Source organism: Plantactinospora alkalitolerans (assembly GCF_015690345.1).
GTDB classification, from domain to species: domain Bacteria; phylum Actinomycetota; class Actinomycetes; order Mycobacteriales; family Micromonosporaceae; genus Plantactinospora; species Plantactinospora alkalitolerans.
On record NZ_JADPUN010000128.1, the window covers coordinates 20,888 to 39,056 of the forward strand.

Annotated in this window: 15 protein-coding genes; 4 read left to right on the forward strand and 11 right to left on the reverse strand. The window is 69.4% G+C overall.

What is annotated here, in order from left to right; translation table 11 throughout:
- Window positions 1-7: 7 nt before the first annotated feature.
- The 8 genes from I0C86_RS11810 to I0C86_RS11845 form a co-directional block, all read right to left on the reverse strand.
- Window positions 8-1,003 carry an ABC transporter ATP-binding protein gene (locus I0C86_RS11810; RefSeq protein WP_196201273.1) on the reverse strand — a complete coding sequence of 332 codons (996 nt, stop codon included), beginning with the start codon at window positions 1,001-1,003 and terminating at the stop codon, window positions 8-10.
- On the reverse strand, window positions 1,000-1,986 hold the full coding sequence (locus I0C86_RS11815) for an ABC transporter ATP-binding protein (RefSeq protein ID WP_196201274.1): 987 nt from the start codon (window positions 1,984-1,986) through the stop codon (window positions 1,000-1,002). The genes I0C86_RS11810 and I0C86_RS11815 overlap by 4 nt, the downstream gene beginning before the upstream one ends.
- On the reverse strand, window positions 1,983-2,864 hold the full coding sequence (locus tag I0C86_RS11820; protein WP_196201275.1) for an ABC transporter permease: 882 nt from the start codon (window positions 2,862-2,864) through the stop codon (window positions 1,983-1,985). The genes I0C86_RS11815 and I0C86_RS11820 overlap by 4 nt, the downstream gene beginning before the upstream one ends.
- Window positions 2,861-3,820: an ABC transporter permease gene (locus I0C86_RS11825; protein ID WP_196201276.1), complete on the reverse strand. Its 960-nt coding sequence runs from the start codon at window positions 3,818-3,820 to the stop codon at window positions 2,861-2,863. Before I0C86_RS11825 ends, I0C86_RS11820 begins: the two co-directional genes overlap by 4 nt.
- A 76-nt stretch (window positions 3,821-3,896) precedes the next feature.
- Entirely contained in the window at window positions 3,897-5,498 is a 1,602-nt protein-coding gene (locus I0C86_RS11830) for an ABC transporter substrate-binding protein (RefSeq protein WP_196201277.1), read from the reverse strand.
- Between the two features lie 26 nt (window positions 5,499-5,524).
- Complete coding sequence (locus I0C86_RS11835; RefSeq protein ID WP_196201278.1) at window positions 5,525-6,370, reverse strand: fumarylacetoacetate hydrolase family protein; 846 nt, start codon at window positions 6,368-6,370, stop codon at window positions 5,525-5,527.
- A 6-nt stretch (window positions 6,371-6,376) separates the two neighbouring features.
- Window positions 6,377-7,267, reverse strand: a complete 891-nt coding sequence (locus I0C86_RS11840) for a Gfo/Idh/MocA family protein (RefSeq protein ID WP_196201279.1) — start codon at window positions 7,265-7,267, stop codon at window positions 6,377-6,379.
- Window positions 7,264-8,256: a Gfo/Idh/MocA family protein gene (locus I0C86_RS11845; RefSeq protein ID WP_196201280.1), complete on the reverse strand. Its 993-nt coding sequence runs from the start codon at window positions 8,254-8,256 to the stop codon at window positions 7,264-7,266. The genes I0C86_RS11840 and I0C86_RS11845 overlap by 4 nt, the downstream gene beginning before the upstream one ends.
- A gap of 164 nt (window positions 8,257-8,420) precedes the next feature.
- On the opposite strand from I0C86_RS11845, the gene I0C86_RS11850 reads away from it, so the two are divergent.
- The 3 genes from I0C86_RS11850 (at window position 8,421) to I0C86_RS11860 (ending at window position 13,618) form a co-directional block, all read left to right on the forward strand.
- The gene (locus tag I0C86_RS11850) at window positions 8,421-9,758 is read left to right on the forward strand and encodes an aspartate aminotransferase family protein (protein ID WP_196201281.1); all 1,338 of its coding nucleotides are present in this window, start codon (window positions 8,421-8,423) and stop codon (window positions 9,756-9,758) included.
- 181 nt (window positions 9,759-9,939) lie between these two features.
- Complete coding sequence (locus I0C86_RS11855) at window positions 9,940-11,094, forward strand: sialidase family protein (protein WP_196201282.1); 1,155 nt, start codon at window positions 9,940-9,942, stop codon at window positions 11,092-11,094.
- A gap of 232 nt (window positions 11,095-11,326) precedes the next feature.
- Entirely contained in the window at window positions 11,327-13,618 is a 2,292-nt protein-coding gene (locus I0C86_RS11860; protein WP_196201283.1) for an exo-alpha-sialidase, read from the forward strand.
- Window positions 13,619-13,713: 95 nt separating this feature from the next.
- Here the strand turns inward: I0C86_RS11860 and I0C86_RS11865 are convergent, their stop codons facing one another.
- The 3 genes from I0C86_RS11865 to I0C86_RS11875 all read right to left on the reverse strand — a co-directional run bounded on the left by I0C86_RS11865 (window position 13,714) and on the right by I0C86_RS11875 (window position 16,736).
- On the reverse strand, window positions 13,714-14,205 hold the full coding sequence (locus I0C86_RS11865; RefSeq protein ID WP_196201284.1) for a PASTA domain-containing protein: 492 nt from the start codon (window positions 14,203-14,205) through the stop codon (window positions 13,714-13,716).
- Between the two features lie 197 nt (window positions 14,206-14,402).
- Window positions 14,403-15,968, reverse strand: coding sequence for a carbamoyltransferase C-terminal domain-containing protein (locus I0C86_RS11870; protein ID WP_196201285.1), 1,566 nt, complete (start codon window positions 15,966-15,968; stop codon window positions 14,403-14,405).
- 138 nt (window positions 15,969-16,106) lie between these two features.
- Complete coding sequence (locus tag I0C86_RS11875) at window positions 16,107-16,736, reverse strand: HAD family hydrolase (RefSeq protein ID WP_196201286.1); 630 nt, start codon at window positions 16,734-16,736, stop codon at window positions 16,107-16,109.
- A gap of 193 nt (window positions 16,737-16,929) precedes the next feature.
- On the opposite strand from I0C86_RS11875, the gene I0C86_RS11880 reads away from it, so the two are divergent.
- Complete coding sequence (locus tag I0C86_RS11880) at window positions 16,930-18,150, forward strand: MFS transporter (protein WP_196201287.1); 1,221 nt, start codon at window positions 16,930-16,932, stop codon at window positions 18,148-18,150.
- Window positions 18,151-18,169: the final 19 nt, after the last annotated feature.

Below are 18,169 nucleotides of genomic sequence, written 5' to 3' on the forward strand. Positions count from 1 at the left end.
GACTCTCCTACGCGCCGCCGATGGTGGCTGGGACCTCGGGGAAGTGACATGCGCTGGGATGCCCGACGCCGATCCGGTCGATCAACGCGGGCGCCTCGTGCGCGCACACCTCCTGAGCCTTCCAGCACCGGGTCCGGAACCGACAACCGGTCGGTGGGTTGCTCGGACTGGGTACGTCTCCGGCCAGGGTGATCCGCTCCCGCTCGTCCCGGCCGACCGGGTCGGGCACCGGGATCGCCGACAGCAGGGCCTGGGTGTACGGGTGCGTCGGCGCGGTGAAGATGTCGGCGCGGGTACCCGTCTCCACGATGGTCCCCAGGTACATCACCGCGACCCGGTGCGAGATGTGCCGCACGACCGACAGGTTGTGCGAGATGAACACGTAGGCCAGTCCGAGCCGGTCCTGCAGGCCACGGAGCTGGTTGATCACCTGCGCCTGCACCGACACGTCGAGGGCGCTGACCGGCTCGTCGAGCACCAGCAGCCGGGGATCGAGGGCGAGCGCCCGGGCCAGCCCGATCCGCTGCCGCTGCCCGCCGGAGAACTCGTGCGCGTAGCGGCGGGCGTGCTCCGGCCGCAGCCCGACCAGTTCCAGCAGCGCCCTGACCCGGTCGGCGCCACCGTCGGCGTACCGGCCCTGCACCCGCAGCGGCTCGGCGACGATCTCGTGCACCGTCATCCGGGGCGACAGCGACGCGTACGGGTCCTGGAACATGATCTGGATCGACTGCCGCTTGGCGCGCAGCTCACGCTGGGACAGCGTGGCCAGGTCGGCGCCCTCGAAGAGGATCTTCCCGGCGGTCGGTTCGAGCAGTCGGACCAGCAGCCGCCCCGTGGTCGACTTCCCGCAGCCGGACTCGCCGACCAGGCTGAGCGTCTCGCCGGTGTTCAGTTCGAGGTCGACGCCGTCGACGGCGCGGATCTCGCCCACCTGTCGGCGCAGCACGCCACGGCGGATCGGGAAGTGCTTGTGCAGGCCCTCGACCTTCAACAGGCTCGTCATGCGGTCACCGCCAGCTCGTCGTGGAAGTGGCACGCACTGCTGCGACCGACACCGATCTCCAGCAGCGGTGGCAGTTCGGTCCGGCAACGGTCGCGGGCCAGCGGACAGCGCGGGTGGAACGGGCATCCGGCGGGCGGGGCGGCCATGTTGGGCGGATTGCCGGGGATCGGGTCGAGCTGGTCGACGTCGAGGTCCATCCGCGGCAGGCTGGCCAGCAGACCCTTCGTGTACGGGTGCCTCGGCACCGCGAACAGCTCCCGTACGCCGGCGGACTCGACCACCCGGCCGGCGTACATCACCACCACCCGGTCGGCAAGCTCGGCGACGACGCCCAGGTCATGGGTGATCAGGATGGTCGCCGCGCCGGTCTCCGCCTGCGCCTTCCGCAGCAGTGCCAGCACCTGAGCCTGGATGGTCACGTCCAGCGCGGTGGTCGGCTCGTCGGCGATGATCAGGTCCGGGTCGTTGGCGATCGCCATCGCGATCATCGCGCGCTGCCGCATGCCGCCGGAGAACTCGTGCGGATACTGCTTGACCCGCTCCGCCGGGTCGGGCACGCCGACCAGCCCGAGCAGCTCGACCGCCCGCCGCCAGGCGGCCTTCCGGTCCGGCCGGCGCTGGTGCAGCAGCACCGCCTCGGCCACCTGCCCACCGATGGTCATCACCGGGTTCAGCGCGGTCATCGGGTCCTGGAAGATCATCCCGACCGGACCGCCCCGAATCGCCCGTAGCCGGGCGGCGGAGAGCGTCCGCAGGTCCGTACCCCGGAAGGCGATCGCGTCCGCGCTGACCTCGGCGGCCTTCGGCAACAGCCGGAGCACGGACATCGCGGTGACCGTCTTGCCGGAACCGGACTCGCCGACGATCGCGACGATCTCGCCGGGCTGGACGGCCAGGCTGACGTCGGTGACGGCGTGCACCACGCCGTCGTCGGTGCGGAAGTCGACGCTCAGGCCCTTGATCTGCAACAGCGGCTCGGTCATGACGCCGACCTCGGGTCGACCGCGTCGCGGAGACCGTCGCCGACGAAGTTGACGGCCAGCACGGTCAGGGCCACCGCGATACCCGGCGACAGCCAGAGCCACGGCTCGCTGCGGATGACGGTCAGACTCTGCGCGTCGGTGAGCATGTTGCCCCAGCTCGACGCCGGTGGCTGCACCCCGAGGCCCAGGAACGACAGGGTCGCCTCCAGGGCGATCGCCTGCGCGACGGCGAGCGTCGCGACGACGCTGACCGGCGGCAGGGCGGCCGGAATGATGTGCTTTCGCATCAGCCACAGTGGGCCCGCGCCGGTCGCCCGGGAGGCCAGCACGAACTCCTGTTCGCGCAGCGAGAGGGTGACACCGCGGACGATCCGGCCGCAGACCGGCCACTGGAACAGCCCGATCGCGATCACCATGGTGAGCACGCTGGGGCCGAGAATGCCGGCGACCACCACGATCACCACCAGCGACGGGAACGACATGAACACGTCGGCCAGCCGCATCACCAGGCCGTCGACCCAGCCGCCGAGCAGGCCGGCGATGCTGCCGAGCAGGGTGCCGACGACCACCGCGATGACGGCCGAGGCGATGCCGACGCCGAGCGAGATCCGACCGGCGAACAGTAGCCGGGAGAGCACGTCGCGGCCGGTCGAGTCGGTGCCGAGCAGATGGTCGCCGGACGGGCCGGTGCGGGCACTGAGCAGGTCGATCGCGTTGGGGTCGTGCCCGGACAGCGGCCGCGCGAAGATCGCGGCGAGCACCACCAGCGCGATGAACAGCACGCTGACCACGGCCGCCGGATGCTTGCGGAAGCGGCGCAGGGCCGCCGCCGTCGGGGACCGCCCGGCCGGCGCCGCCGCCAGTGTCGTGGTCGTCATCGCAGCCTCACTCTCGGGTCGACGACGGTATAGAGCACGTCGGCGAGCAGGTTCGACAGCAGCACGATGATCGCGATCAGCAGGGCGAACCCGACGATCACCGAGTAGTCGTGCTGGTTGACCGAGCTCACCGCGAGCTGGCCCATGCCCGGCCAGGCGAAGACCTGCTCGATGACCACCGCCCCGGCGAGCAGTTGCGGCAGGTTGGTGGCGATCACGGTGAGCACCGGAATCAGCGAGTTGCGGAACGCGTGCCGCAGCACCACCCGGCGCGGGGACGCGCCCTTGGCGTTGGCGGTCCGCACGTAGTCCGCGTCCAACTCGGTGATCATGCTGCTGCGGACGTACCGCATGAAGGGGCCGGAGTTGCCGAAGCCCAGGATCAGCGCCGGCAGGACCAGATGGTGCAGGCTGTCCAGCAGGCCCGGGTTGGTCGGATCGGAGATGCCCGACGACGGGAACCACTGGAACTTCAGCGTGAACACGTAGATCACGATCAGCGCCACGAAGAACACCGGGATCGAGACCGAGCCGAGGCTGACCACGGTGGCGCCGTAGTCGAGCCAGGAGTTGCGGCGGCGGGCGGCGAGGATGCCCAACGGGAACGCGATCAGCAGCGAGATGAGCAGGCCGACGCCCATCAGCTCGATGGTCGGGCCGATCCGCTCGCCCAGCAACTCGGTCACCGGCCGCCCGTTGAGCAGGGAGTAGCCGAGGTCGCCGTGCAGCGCGTTGGTCAGCCAGTGCCAGTACTGCACCACCAGCGAACGGTCGAGGCCGAGTTCGGCCCGCTTCTGCGCGATGAAGTCGGCGCTGCCGGAGTTGAGCTGGTCGGCCGGGATCTGCATGGCGATCGGATCGCCGGGCGTCTTGTGCACCAGCGCGAAGACCGCGATGGTGATCAGGAAGAACACCAGCACGTTGATCGACAGTCGCCGGACCAGGAAGGCCCCCATGCCAACTCCTCTCAGTGATAAGGCGGACCGCGGTCGGGTCGGGCGCCGTTGACCGACCCGACCGCGGCGCTCCCGGTCAGCCCGTGATGCTCCAACTCGCCGGGTCCCAGAACACCGCGTCCTGCGAGCCCGGTGCCCGGAAGCCCTGGACCTTCTTGTTGACCGCCCAGAGTCCGTACGGCGAGTACAGCCACATCAGGTCGACCTGCTCGTTCTCCAGCTTCGCCGCCTGGTCGTAGAGCGCCTTGCGCTGCGCCTGGTCGGCCGTGGCGTTCGCCTGCGCCATCAGCTCGTCGAGCTGCGGGTTGCAGAAGAAGTTGATATTGCCACCGGCGGGATAGGCGTTGGCGCACGCGGTGATCCCGTTGATGGTCGACGAGTCGACCGCGTAGTTACCGCCGCCGTAGAGCACCATGTCGTACGACTTGTTGGCGTACGTCTTGGTGATCTCCGCGGCCTGGATGTTGGTGAGCTTGACCTTCACGCCGACGGCCGCGAGCTGGCTCTGCACGATCGTCGAGGTGGCGTCCCGGTCCCGTTGGCCCTGCACCCACTGAAGCTGCACCTCACGGTTGCTGTCCCAGCCCGCCTCGGCCAGCAACTGCTTGGCCTTGTTGACGTCCTGGGCGTACTCGTTGAGTCCGGCCGGCTCGTTGGCCTTGGCGAAGTTCGACAGCCGGACCTCGGCCTTGCCCGCGAGCACGGTCTGCACGACCTGCTTGCGGTCGATGGCGTACAGGAACGCCTGGCGGACCTTGACGTCCTTGAAGTAGGGCTTCGACTGGTTCAGCGCGATCCGCACGAAGCCGGCGCCGGGCTTCTCCTGGGTGCTGACGCTGCTGAAGCCGGAGACCGTCCCGAGGTCGGTCGGCGAGTACGAGGCGATGTCGATGCCGCCGTTGCCGAGCTGGGCGGTGGCGTTGTCGGACGTCATCGGCTTGAGGTAGACGTCCTTGATCTTCGCCGGGCTGCGGTAGTTCGGGTTCGCCGTGACGTGCACGTACTGATTGGTCTTGTAGTCCACGAACGTGTACGGGCCCATGCCCACGGTCGGCTTGCGGAAGAACGGGTTCTTCGCGACCGCGTCCGGGCTGTCCTTGCCGAGGACGTGCTCCGGCAGGATCCAGACGCTGCCGATCAGCGCGAGCAACCCGAAGTTCGGCTTCGTTGCCTTGATGACGAAGGTGTTGTCGTCCGGCGCGGAGAAGCCCGAGATGCTGGTCGCCTTGCCGGCGGCGAAGTCCGCGACGCCCTCGACTCCGGTGTAGTTGCCGGCGGTCGAGCTGGTGGTCTTCGGGTTCGCCATCAGGTTGTAGGTGAACAGCACGTCCTTCGCCGTGAACGGCGTGCCGTCACTCCACTTGAGACCCTGGCGGAGCTTGAAGGTGAAGGTCTTCGCGTCCGCCGAGACCTCGTGGCTCTCGGCCAGCCGGGGCTGGAGCTTGTAGTCGGGGTCGACGCCGAGCAGCCCCTCGAAGATGAAGGACATGACCTGGCCGTCAGGGCCGTTGATCGGAGCCATCGGGCTGAACACCCCGGCCGGCTCCTGGTAGAGGTAGATGTTGAGCGCCTTGTCGGGGGTCGTTCCACTGCTGGTCGACGGCCCGGTGCAGCCGCCGACCGCGAGAGCGGCGACCGTCAGCCCGACGACCGCCACCCGTATCCGGTTTCTGAACATGATGGACCTCTCAGTGGGGGTGGTGGCTAGGCCACCGTGTTGCGGAGTTGGCCCAGCTGGCCGACGGCGACGGTCATCACGTCGCCGGCCGTCAGGAATTCACCCGTCGCGGCGCCCACGCCGGACGGCGTACCGGTGAGGATCACGTCACCGGGCTCGAGGGTCATCAGTCGTGACGCGTGCGCGACCAGCTCCGCCACGCTGAAGATCATGTCCTTCGTCGACCCGGTCTGCTTGGTGACGCCGTTGACGTCGAGGTGCACGGAGAGCGCCTGCGGGTCGGGCACCTCGTCGGCGGTGACCAGCCAGGGCCCGAGCGGCGCGAAGCCGTCGAGCCACTTGCCGGCCAGCCAGTCGAAGAACCAGACCGCCTTGTCGTCGGTGTCACGCGGGAAGCCGTAGTCGACCGAGCGGGCGGAGACGTCGTTGGACGTCATGTAGCCGGCCACCGCGTCGAGCGCGTCCGCCTCGCTGATGTCGCGGACCCGGCGGCCGATCACCACCGCGAGCTCGGCCTCCCAGTCGACCTCGGTGCTGACGGCCGGCAGCGCGATCGTCGCACCGGGGCCGACGATCGAGGTCGGCGGCTTGAGGAACAGCCGTGGGCTCAGCCGCGACTTGTCCAGCGGCTCGCCGCCGGTCTCTGTGACGTGGTCCTGGTAGTTCGCGGCCGCCGCCAGCAGCTTGCCGGGACGCAGCAGCGGAGCCAGCAGCTCGACCTCGGCCAGGGCGACTTCGAGCCCTCCGGCGTCATCGGTCCGGCCGGTCAGGTAACCCTCCAGGTCACCGTCGCCGAACTCGACCACCCGGTCGTCGTCGGTCAGCCGGCCATGTCGCACCTCGCCGGCGCGGCGATAGGTGACGAGTCGCATCGTTGCTCACTCCCCTGTCTCGACCGGCTGGCCGATCGCCACCGGCTGGCCGACTGCCATGGACCGCTGTGCGGCCTCGATCACGCGCTGCGCCTGCACCGCGTCGTGTGGGCCGAGCGCCGCCCGGCCGGCGGCGATTCCCGCCGCCAGCACGTCGAGCAGCACGTCGACCGTGCCCGGTCCGGTCCAGACCGGGCCGAAGGTGTCGGTGGTACGAACCTGGAGGGCCGGTTTCCTGGCGTCGACCGCGAGCACACCGTGCGAGCCGCTGATCCGGTAGCGGTGCACCGCCAGCCCGCCCGGGGGTACGTCGCGCAGCGCCGGCACCCGGCCGCAGACCACCGTGCTGGTCACGCCGTGCTCGTGGTCGAGCAGCAGGGTGACCAGGTCCGGCGTGCCGGTCGCGTGCACCCGGTGCACCTCGAGGCCGAGCAGCGCGCGCAGCACGTCGACCGGGTAGAGGCCGAAGTTGACAAGTTCTCCGGTGGGCGCGGGGTCACCGCCGGCCACGACGAAGTCGCACTGCACGTTCCACGGCAGGCCGACCCGGCCGGCCCGGACCGCCGCGATCGCCGAGCGCAGGGCCGCGCCGAACCGCTGGTGGTGCGCCGGTACGACGACCACGCCGTGTGCGGCCGCGAGGCGTTCGATCTCGGTCGCCTCGGCCAGCGTCGCCGCCAGCGGCTTGTCGGCGAGGACGTGCTTGCCGGCCCGGATCGCGTCGGCGACGGCCGTGCCGCGCTCCGCCAGCGGCACCGCGATGCTGAGCACCTCGGCCTCTTCCGCCGTGTCGACAAGCTCGAACCGCGGATGCCGCTCGAACGCCGGCCGGTACATCGAGTTCTGGTGGTCCTGGCTGCCGATGCCGGCGTTGCCGACCAGCGCAACGCGGATCATGCGGTCACCGCCACCGGCTTGCCGGTCGCGATCGACTCCTCGACAGCGACACCGAGAGCCACCGCCCGGACCGCGTCGGCGACCGGCATCGCTGGTGCGGCACCGCCGATCGCATCCAACCAGGCACCGAGCTGCGCGGCGAAACCGTTGCCACCGGCGGCCGGTACGGTCGTCGTACCGGCCTCGCCGAAGACCAGCGAAGACTCGCCGTCCCAGCCCTGCTCGACGATGCCGGCGGTGCCGGCGACCAGCAGCTCACGCTGCGCCAGCGAACCCGGCCGGTGGGCCCGGCTCATCTCGCATACCGCGGTCGCGCCGTCGGCATAGCTCACCACCATCTCCAGGTAGTCGTAGATGCGCAGCTCGGCGGCGGTCTGCTTGCGGCCGCGGGCGTAGACCCCGGTCGGCTCCCCGCCGAGCCACCAGGTGGCCAGGTCCAGCAGATGTACGCCGTTGTGCAGAGCGTGGCCGCCAGAGCGCTCCGGGTCACCGACCCAGGCACTCCAGTCCGGCCAGATCCAGCCACCGAGGATGGCCAGCCGGACCAGCACCGGACGCCCGATCGCGCCCGAGGAGATGGTCTGCTTGACCGCGCGGCCGTAGTCGTAGAAGCGGTGCGTGTGCGCCGCGACCAGCACCCGGTCGGCCGCCTCGAACGCGTCGGCCAGCCGGTGCGCGTCGGCGAGCGTGGTGGCCAGCGGCTTCTCCACCAGCAGGTGCTTGCCGGCAGTGGCGACCGCGAGCCCGAGCGGCGCGTGGGTGTCGTTGGGCGTGCAGAGGATGACCGCGTCGACCCCGGGCCAGCGCAGCGCGGTGTCGAGGTCGGGGGCGTACCGGATGCCCCCCTGCTTGCGGGCGAACGCCGCGGCGCGGGCCGGATCGGCGTCGACGATCCCGATCAGGGTGGCCCGGGGGTCGGCGTCGATCGCGCCGCTGTGCGCGTCGGCGATGAAGCCGGCGCCCACCAGCACGATGCCGATCCGATCCATCGACACAACCTCCCCAGGCACGGAACGATGTTTCATGTCCGGTCATCCTGTGGTCGGCGGGCAGCCCTGTCAAGGTCGCATTCGTCAAACATGGAACACCTTGCCACGTTGCCGAGGTTGTTCTAGCGTCGGCTCGGCCAGCCCAATTGGATACGAGGTCGCTCATGCCAACCCCTCCGTCGTCCCCCGAATCACCGCGCGCGTTGTCTGCCGAGTCCCCCCGGGGACGTGCGATCGCGGACGCCGCCGCGACCGTCATCCCCGGTGGCGTCAACTCGTCGACCCGCTACATCGGCGCGCCGTACGCGTTCGTCGCCGCCGACGGCGCCTACCTGACCGACGCCGACGGCCGGCGCTACCTCGACTACCACGCCGCGTTCGGCGCGATCCTGCTCGGTCACAACGCGCCGGTGGTCAACGACGCGATCCGCACCGCACTCGACGGCGTCGACCTGACCGGCATCGGGGTCACCGAGGCCGAGGTACGCCTCGCGCAGCGGATCGTCGAGGTCATCCCCTCGGCCGAGTCGATGATCGCGACGATGAGCGGCTCGGAGGCGACCGCGCAGGCGATCCGGCTGGCCCGCGCGGTCACCGACCGGGACCTGATCGTCAAGTTCCAGGGTGGTTTCCACGGCTGGCACGACGCGGTGGCCCGCAACGTGATCTCCGCGCCCGACAAGGCGTACGGCCGGGACCCGCTCTCCAGGGGCATCCTCGACCAGGCGGTCGACGCCACGCTGATCGCGGAGTTCAACGACCTCGACTCGGTCGCGGCACTGTTCGACACGCACCGCGACCGGATCGCCGCCGTCATCCTCGAACCGATCCCGCACAACGTCGGCGCACTGCTGCCCACCACCGAGTTCGTCGAGGGCCTGCGCAAGCTCACCGAGCAGCAGGGCGCGCTGCTCATCTTCGACGAGGTGATCACCGGCTTCCGGCACGCGCTGGGAGGCTACCAGCAGGTGATCGGGGTGACCCCGGACCTGACCACGTTCGGCAAGGGCATGGCCAACGGCTTTCCGGTCGGCGGACTCGCCGGACGGCGCGACCTGATGGAGCACTTCAACGGCCGCACCGGCGACGTGCTGCTGGCCGGCACCTTCAACGGCAACCCGCTCGGCTGCGCCGCCGCGCTGGCCACCATCGACTACCTCGCCGACCATCCGGAGTTCTACACGCGTACACACGCCCTGGGTGCGCGGATACGCACCGGCCTGCGCGGCATCCTGGCCGAGTTCGGTATCGAGGCCACGGTCGCCGGCTTCGGCGGCGTGTTCGCGGTCTACTTCCTGTCCGGCCCGGCCCTCGGCTACCGTGACCTGCTCCGCAACGACAACGGGGCCTACGTCGACTTCCACCGCGGTATGACCGAGCGTGGCTTCCTGATGCTCCCGATGGCCCTGAAGCGCAACCACGTCTCGGGCGCCCACACGGAGGAGGAGATCGACCAGACCCTCGAGGCCGCCCGCGAGGTCCTCAAGACCCTGGCCCGCTAGCCCCCGAGAACTCCCCGACCGCCGAGGCCCGTGCGGTGCCCGGGTGCCATGGTGCGGCAGTCAGTTCATTTGGAACGTCATTTCATGTCAGTGCCGGACAGACATTGACATGGAATGACGTTCCGAATAACTTCGGCCCGACCGCCGAAATCCCGCCGTACGCCCGATGGGAGTGGTTCTCGTGCGTTTCATCCTGCGCCGCGCCACCGCAGCTCTCGCCACCTCGACCCTGGCTCTCGCCGCCGCACCAGCCGCCGCCACCGCAGCCGAGCCGCCACCGACCGGTACGCCCACCAACCCGGTCATCGTCGCGGCCGCCGAGAGCGGCAAGCGCGCCTTCTTCGGCGACATGATCAAGCTCCGCGACGGGCGACTCCTGGTCGCGTACCGGGAGTCCGTCGCCCACATCAACCAGGACGGCCGCATCATGGTCGTGCAGAGCCGGGACCAGGGTCGCACCTGGACCGCCCCGCTGGTGGCGATCGACACCCCGATCGACGACCGCGACCCGAAGCTGATGCAGATGCGCGACGGCACGGTGCTGATGAACTTCTTCCGCACCGACTGGACCGGCTACCCGGGCAAGCCAATCACGCTGGTCGGCACGTTCGTCACGCGATCGACCGACCAGGGCGGCACCTGGAGCACGCCGAGCGAGGTCGGCACCGCGATGGAGGGACCGTCCGACGTGGTCGTCGGCGCCTACTACGCCGGCCACGCCGCGACCCACGGCCCGATCCTGCAGCTGCGCAACGGCGACCTGCTCGTCCCCCTCTACGGCAGGCTGCCCGAGGGCGGTACCGGGCCGGCGACGGTCGTCCGCTCGACGGACGGTGGACGTACCTGGCCGCGGGAGAACGAGTCGGTGATCGGCAGAGCCGACACGTTCGACTTCCAGGAGCCGAACCTCAGCCTGCTCAAGGACGGCTCGATCCTGTCCGTCATCCGCACGTCGATCAACGTCGCGTACGTGTCCCGGTCGTACGACGGCGGTCGCGTCTGGACGACGCCGGTGTCGACGGGCCTGCCCGCGTCGTCGCACCACCAGCTCGTCCTGCACAACGGAGACCTGCTGCTGACCTACGGTGACCTGTCCGGGACGTTCGGCCCCGGCCGTCCGACCGTCGGCCGCCTGCTCCAGCACCCGGAGCGCGACCTCGACGCCCAGCGCGACATCCTCATCTACGACGCCGCCGTCCACGGCCCGGCCACCGCCGACCAGGCCAACCCGTCCAGCGTCGAGCTACGGCCGAACCGCTTCTTCACCATCACCAGCGACCCGCACCTGGCCGCCATCGTCGGCGTCTACACCGGACGCCACGACTACCTTCGCTGAGTTCGCCTCGATCTGGCGGCGCCGTTCCAAGCGACGACGGGACGCCGCCGCCAGGTCGAAGCGATGTGGACAGACGGTGCGCCGCAGTGTGGACAGACGGTCCGCCGCAGTTTCCCCCAAATGACACGACGCCAACTAGTGTGGAACGGCGTTCCACGTCGCTATGATCCTCGATATGATCGCAATTGATGTTTATCGATCAAGGGGGTCCGTCATGGCTAGACGCACACACATGGCTGTCAGGCTCGTCGCGGCGGGTGCCGTCATCGCCGGGGCGGCAGTGGTCGCGCCCGGCGGCAGACCCGCGCAGGCCGCGCCCACCAACGACCCGACCTGTGGCACGCAGGTCAACGGCACGCCCGCCGGACCGTCCGGACAGCCCGCCAACTCCTACGCGTTGAACGTCGGCGGCGCCAGCGAGTTCGGCACCGTCTGGGATCCGCCGAGCAACACCCAGGTGGCGTTCCCCCACCTGATCGCCGCGGACACCACAGGTGCGAACGGCACCGCCGTGCGGCGACTCGCGGGGCGGTTCGGGCTCAACCCGGACTCCGTGTCCGCGCCGGCGCGCGGTGGGCAGGTCGTCTCGGTCGACGGTGGCGCGACCTTCCCCGCCGGCACCTACACCGAGGACCAGGCCGTGGCACCGCCGGTCGTCGGCGCCACCCGGCTACGAAACGGCACACTGCTCGGCTACAGCTTCAAGCCCAGCGCCACCAGCGGATCCACCGCCACCTACTCGGCCTACCGATCCACCGACGACGGCGTGAGCTGGACGGCCCAGACGTCGACGTTCGGACTCGGCGCGACCGCCAACGGAAGCCGGTTGACCGGCCAGCCGCTCGAGCTGGCCGACGGCACGATCCTGGTCGTCCTCTACGGCACGTTCACCGACGGCACCAACGACCGGGCGCAACTGCAGGCCAGCACCGACGGCGGTCGCACCTTCACCCGCCGGGCGATCCTGGCGAACGGCAACGCCACCAACGACTACAACGAGGGCTCGATCGCCGCCCTGCCCAGCGGCAAACTCATCGCCGTGATCCGGCACCACGTGTCGGAGGCGCTGGCCACCCCGGTCTACGTGACCTCCACGAACAACGGTGCCACCTGGACCTCGCCGCAGGCACTGAGTGTGTCGTTCCCCAACGGCTACGACCCCTACAACGACACCAGCAAGGCACTGCTCGCCGTCGCGCCGGACCTGAAGCTGATGCCCAACGGCGTCCTGGTCCTGCGCAGCGGACGACCGGACAACTGGGTGGCGATCTCCACCAACGGCGAGGGCACCGGCTGGGTGGGTCAGCTGACCTACCGCAACTGCCCGTCCGACGGCGTACGCACCCACGGCTCCACCGGATACGGCGGCATCGAGTACCTGTCCGCCAACCGCGCCATCGTCATCGGTGACAACTGCGAGCTGACCTGGGGCTGCGTCACCGCCGCCGAGACGGACTTCACCGTCGACAAGCAGACCCGCGCGTGGCGGCGCTGGATCGACGTGCTCACTCCGGACGTCGGCCGGATCGACCTGGCGACCAAGTACCGGACCGGCACGATCACCGTCGGCGGCACGATGACCACCCCGGTCACCGGCCACCCGCGTGCCCGGGCCGACGGCGCGTTCGACGGCAGTACCGAGTACTGGTCCAGCGCCGTGGACGCCGACAGCGCCGGCACCTTCGTCCTGAACCTCGACCGGGCGTACCCGCTCACCAAGGTCGGCCTGAGCCTGCGCAACGGCCGTGCCGCCAGCGGTCGCGTCTACGCCTCCACCGACGGGGTGAACTGGGGCCAGCCGATCGCCACCGCTACCAACCGCACGCATCTCGCGATGGAGTACTTCCCGCAGACCACCCCGGTGTCCGCCCGGTACGTCAAGGTGGAACTCGACGCGACCACCGGATGCGACTCGGGCCTCGGTTCAAGCTGCGCGTTCCTCAACGAACTGGAGCTGTACTCGTCGATCAACTCGTTCGAGAACGACCCGGTGAACAACCGGCCCCGTGGATACACCAACATCGTGCAGAGCTGGGCAACCCAGCGCAGCGGCGACCTGGCCGGTAACGACAGCGCTTCGGCCCTGCGAATCGTGGACACCAACCCCGACGCACACTCCCAGGTGACCTGGAACGGCACCGCCGCCGCCAGCAAGACACTCGAATTCCGACTCAAGCCGGTCAGTCTGCTCGGGTTCCTGTTCCCTGTGCTGGGCCGGAACTCGGCCGGGTCGACGGTGAACGCCTACCACCTGGCGGTCGCGGCAGACGGCAGCATCCGCCGCTACAACGGCAGCCAGTGGATCGCCCTGACCGCGGCCGGTGTGGTCGCCGAGGGCCGCTGGCACACGATCCGGGTGACGGCCACCACCTCGGCGGCCACGATCGCGCTGAACGGCGTGACCGTTGCCAGCAACGTGCCGGTCACCGCGGCAGCCACCACGCTGACCGGATACACCTTCGCCAGCAACGGCACGGGCACGAGCGGGGACGACTACCTGGTCGACGACGTGTTCATGTCCTGACCGCCGCCGCTGGACCCGCACCGGCGCACCCCGGCCGGGCGGCCCGACGGTGACCTTCCCGGCCACCGTCGGGCCACGGCCGTACGCCCGGCCTTCTATCCCTCTTTCGTGCACGTCAACACGATCAGAGTGTCCGGAGACACCTTCCGGCCCGCCTTCGCGGACTGTTTCGTCACCGTCCAGTTCGCTGGCAGTATCACCAACGTGTCGTTCTTGTCCTGCGACCCGAACTGGACCTTCGTGAAGCCGAGGGCGCGGAGTTTGTCCTCCGCGACTGCCGCGTTCTCCCCCACCAGGTTTGGCATGGTCACGGTCGGCGCCGCGACGGGCGACGGTGGCGCTGCGGGCGTGGTCGGTGCCAGTGTTGTCGGTGCCAGTGTTGTCGGTTCCGGCGCTGGACTGCCCGCCGTGTCCGCCGGCCTCTCGGCGACCCGTGATGTCGCCGGAAGGGTTGCCGGTTTCTCCTCGCCCGCGAACATGCCGACGATGGCGCATAACCCGCAGAGCAGGACGAGCACTCCGCCGACGGCACCGAGCACGATCAGAAGGGTCCGGTTGTTCTTCGCCGGTCCCGTCGCTGGTGGCATGGACGGACCTTGCGTTGGGTGGTGGGGGTAGGTCACCGGGGCAGTCTGGCGACCGGCTGTGACGGCGGGCAGCGGTCGTTTGGTGGATCTTGGTGTCGCCTGCGCCGCACGATCTGTCCAGTCGTTGAACCTTCCTTGGCCGGCTGTTCAGGCTGCTTGCGCCGTTCGTACGTCGCCGGGTGTCGGGGCAGCGACGATCAGCGAGCAGGCCCGGACCGCCGTCGGACGTACCACCGGTCGCCCACCACCATGTCATCCACACCGCGCGCTTCGCAGTAGCTGACCAGGTCCGACATGGAGTTGATGAACCCCAGGCCGTTGAAGTTCAGCGACGTGTTGCACAGGATGCCCACGCCTCGTTCCGCCGCGAACGCCGACAGCAGCTCGTGCAGCGCGGCGTTGTCCCGCCGGCTCACGGTCTGCACCCGCGCCGTGCCGTCGACATGGGTGACCGCCCCGAGGTCCGGCGAGACAACCCTCCGGAAATAGAGCATGTACGGGTCTTCGAAGTCCTCGTCGAACAGCTGACCAAGGTCCTCCACCCGGCAGCACGGCGCGATGGGACGGTAATCCTCGCGCTGCTTGATCTCATTGAGCCGGTCCTTGGTCTCGCGATGGAACGGTTCGGCCAGGAGCGAGCGGTTGCCCAACGCGCGGGGCCCGATCTCCCAGCGTCCCTGCACCCAGGCCACGACGCGCCGCGCCGACAGGACCCGCGCCACCTCACCGGCCGAGTAGCGGCGGGCCTCCCACCGATGCTCGTCGGGCACGACATCCTCGTCGAACGGCAGCCCGCTGTAGACGCTCCAGTTGATCCGGTACTCCCCGGTCGTCGCCAGCAACGCGTCGATCGCGGTGCCGATGGCCGAGCCGGAGTCGTTCGGGCACGGCGGCACGAAGACCGAGGAGAAGTGGGACGTCTTCCGCCACAACCCGTTCCAGTCGCAGTTGAGGCCACATCCACCGGATATGCGCAACGGCGTTCCCGGCGGCAGTTCCTGCTCGGCCTGGCGCACGAAGCTGTCGAAGATGCGTCGGGTGACCAGCGCCGCGGCGGCCTTGGCCGCTGGGCTTTCGACTCCCACGTTGTACAGCGGCGAATCGCGGAACTCTGCCTTGGGGACCGGGTAGAGGGTATCGAGCTTGAATATCTGGTCGACCACTTCGACGATCTCGGGATCGGCGTCGGCCGGATCGGCGTACGCGGCCAACGCCATGAGCTTTCCGCTGTCGCCCAACCGCGGCTCCGGGGCCCGGTCCGGGAAGGTGGGATCGGCCAGGCCGAAGATGAAGGCGTACCGGGCCCCGGGTTGGGACATGACCGGCACGGTCTTCACCACGCGACCACGACGGTCCACGAGGAAGTACGACCCCGCAGCGCCCTCCCAGACCAGCACCGTCTGGAGCGGATGGTCGGACTCCGGCGCCATGCCGAGTGCGTTCATGATGTGCGAACGCTCGTGCGACGACGAAAAGAACTGGACAGGCTTGCCGAAGAAGGTGCCGGACTCCGACAACAGTTTATCGCCGAGATAGCCGGAACCGATGTCGCCGACACCCGGGTCGGGCTTGTTCCACCCACCCAGCGCGATGACGTCCGGAAGGCCGTCGCACCGCCGCGCCGCTTCCAGAAGGGTGGTTGGGGTCAGGCTCGAATAACGCTGAAAGGAGTCCTTCTCCGCCTCGAGCGAGAAAAGCAACTCGTTGTCCCGGAGGACGGCGATCCCACCGTCATGAGCGGGTTTCAACGCGAAAATCAACATACAGTGAAACCTGCCATCGAAGCCCCCGTTACACATCGACGCCGAACACTTGTTTGGACCCTACCGTACATCGATGGATGTGGAGCGACTGCGGCGCATCCCGCATCCAACGCCTCGATATCGACGAAATCCGGACGTTCAGCCCGCCGAGCGGAAGCCCTGGATGATCTCGACGGCGTGCGCAAGGGTGGGTAGACACATGTCGGCCGCACCGAGCTCGGCCGGGTCGTGGGTGCTGGCTATCGCCAGCACCGTGCAGCCGGCTCGCTTCGCGGCGAGAATGCCGGCCGGGGCGTCCTCGACCGCCAGGCAGTCGGCCGCCGAGATGCCCAACCGCTCGGCGGCCATCAGGTAGCAGTCGGGGGACGGCTTACCGGCCGGTACCTCCTCGCCGTACACCTGCACCTGCGGTAGCGGCAGTCCGCACGATTCGAAGCTCAGCCGCACCGACCACCGGTTGCCCGAGGTCACGATTGCCCATGGCCGGTCGTGCAGGCTCTCGAGCAGTACGCGGGCGGTCGGCGCGGGTCGGACCAGCTCGATCCGCTCGCGCATCAACCCGTCCAGTTCGGCGCACTCGGTGGCGACGTCCAACTGCGGCGCGACCCGGGACAGGAGGTCTTCGGTGCGGCGGCCGTGCATGAGGCCCAGGACGTGCGCCACGTCGAGCGAACGACGTCTCGCCCACGTGCCCCAGATGTCCTGGTAGATCTCCACCGTGTCCAACAGCACACCGTCCACGTCAAACAGTACGCCGGAGGTCGCCACGGTGCCCCTGCCCTTCGATGCCGTCGACGGTCGCGCCGGCGCCTATACTTCGGGATCGGTCGATCTGTCACAAGGTTGCCAAGACTGATCTCAGGGTGATAATCAATTAACGATGGCCGATGAATACGGGGGGCTCGACTCTGTCTGCTGTGGTTGCGTTACTGACTGACGAATCGACCGCCTGGTCGATCCGGTGACCTCGGCGCAGGGTTCGCGGGCGCACATCGCAGTGGGTGCGGGCATATTCGTCGGGCTGGGGCTGCAGATCGGGGTGTGGTCGGTGCTGGTCGCCGACCTGGCCACCACGCTGCGGCTGAGCCCGGGCACGCTCGGCGCGGCACTGATCGCGTCGACCGCCGCCGGAATCGTGGCGATCATCGTGGGCGGCTCCGTGGCAGACCGGATCGGGCGCCGACCGGTCGCGATCCTCGGCTTCGCGTCGGCCTGCCTGGCCTTCCTGCTGTTCGCCCGGATCGAGACCGTGACCGGGCTGATAGGCGTACTCATGATCTTCGGGATTGGCGGCAGCCTGATCGACATCTCGGCGAACGCCATCGGTGCGGACATCGAGCGCCAGCACGAGACCCAGGTCATGAACTGGCTGCACGTCGGCTACAACGTCGGACTGGCGCTGGGCGCCGGACTGACCGTGTTCGCATTCGTCCTGGACTGGTCGTACCGGTCGATCTTCGTACTCCTGGCCGTGATTCTGGGCGCGTTCGCGCTGGCCATGACCCGGCTGCCGATGCCGGTCCCGATCGGCCGGGTCCGGGCCGGGCGAGCCGGCGGCGACGAAGGGCGCCTCGGCTACCGGGTGCTCGCCGCGCCGGCGCTGCTCCTGCTCACCGGCGCCGTGATCGCGGCCTATCTGATCGACGGCTCGTTCAACAGCTTCCTCTCGCTCTATCTGCGGTCGGTGTTCTCGTCCGGCGCGGCCCTCGCCGCCAGCGGCGTCCTGGCCGTCGCGCTCGCCGGCATCGCGGGCCGTCTGATCGGCGGTGGCGTGGTCCGTCGGGTCGGCCCGCGTCGCACGTTCCTGCTGGCCGCCGCGCTGACCCTGGTCGGCCTGGCCGCCGCGGTCGCCACCGAGAGCCCGCTGGTGACGCTGATCGGGCTGCTCCTGGTCGCGTTCGCGCTGGCACCGGTCGTGCCGACCGCACTGTCGGCGGTGGCCCGGGCGGCGCCGGGGAGCGCCGGACGCGCGGTGGGCGCGGTGGGCGCGGTGGGTTATGTCGCGCTCGTCGTCGGTCCGGCGCTGGTCGGAGCGCTGGCCGACCGGACCAGTCTGCGCTTCGCGATCGGCTCGCTGATGCTGGCCGCCGTCGCCATCGCGGCCGGAGGATCGATCGCCACCGGGACTCGGACCCACGTGGTGGACACACCCGACGGGACGTTATCCGCAATGGACTGCTGAGCTGCGAAGACAACGGGGA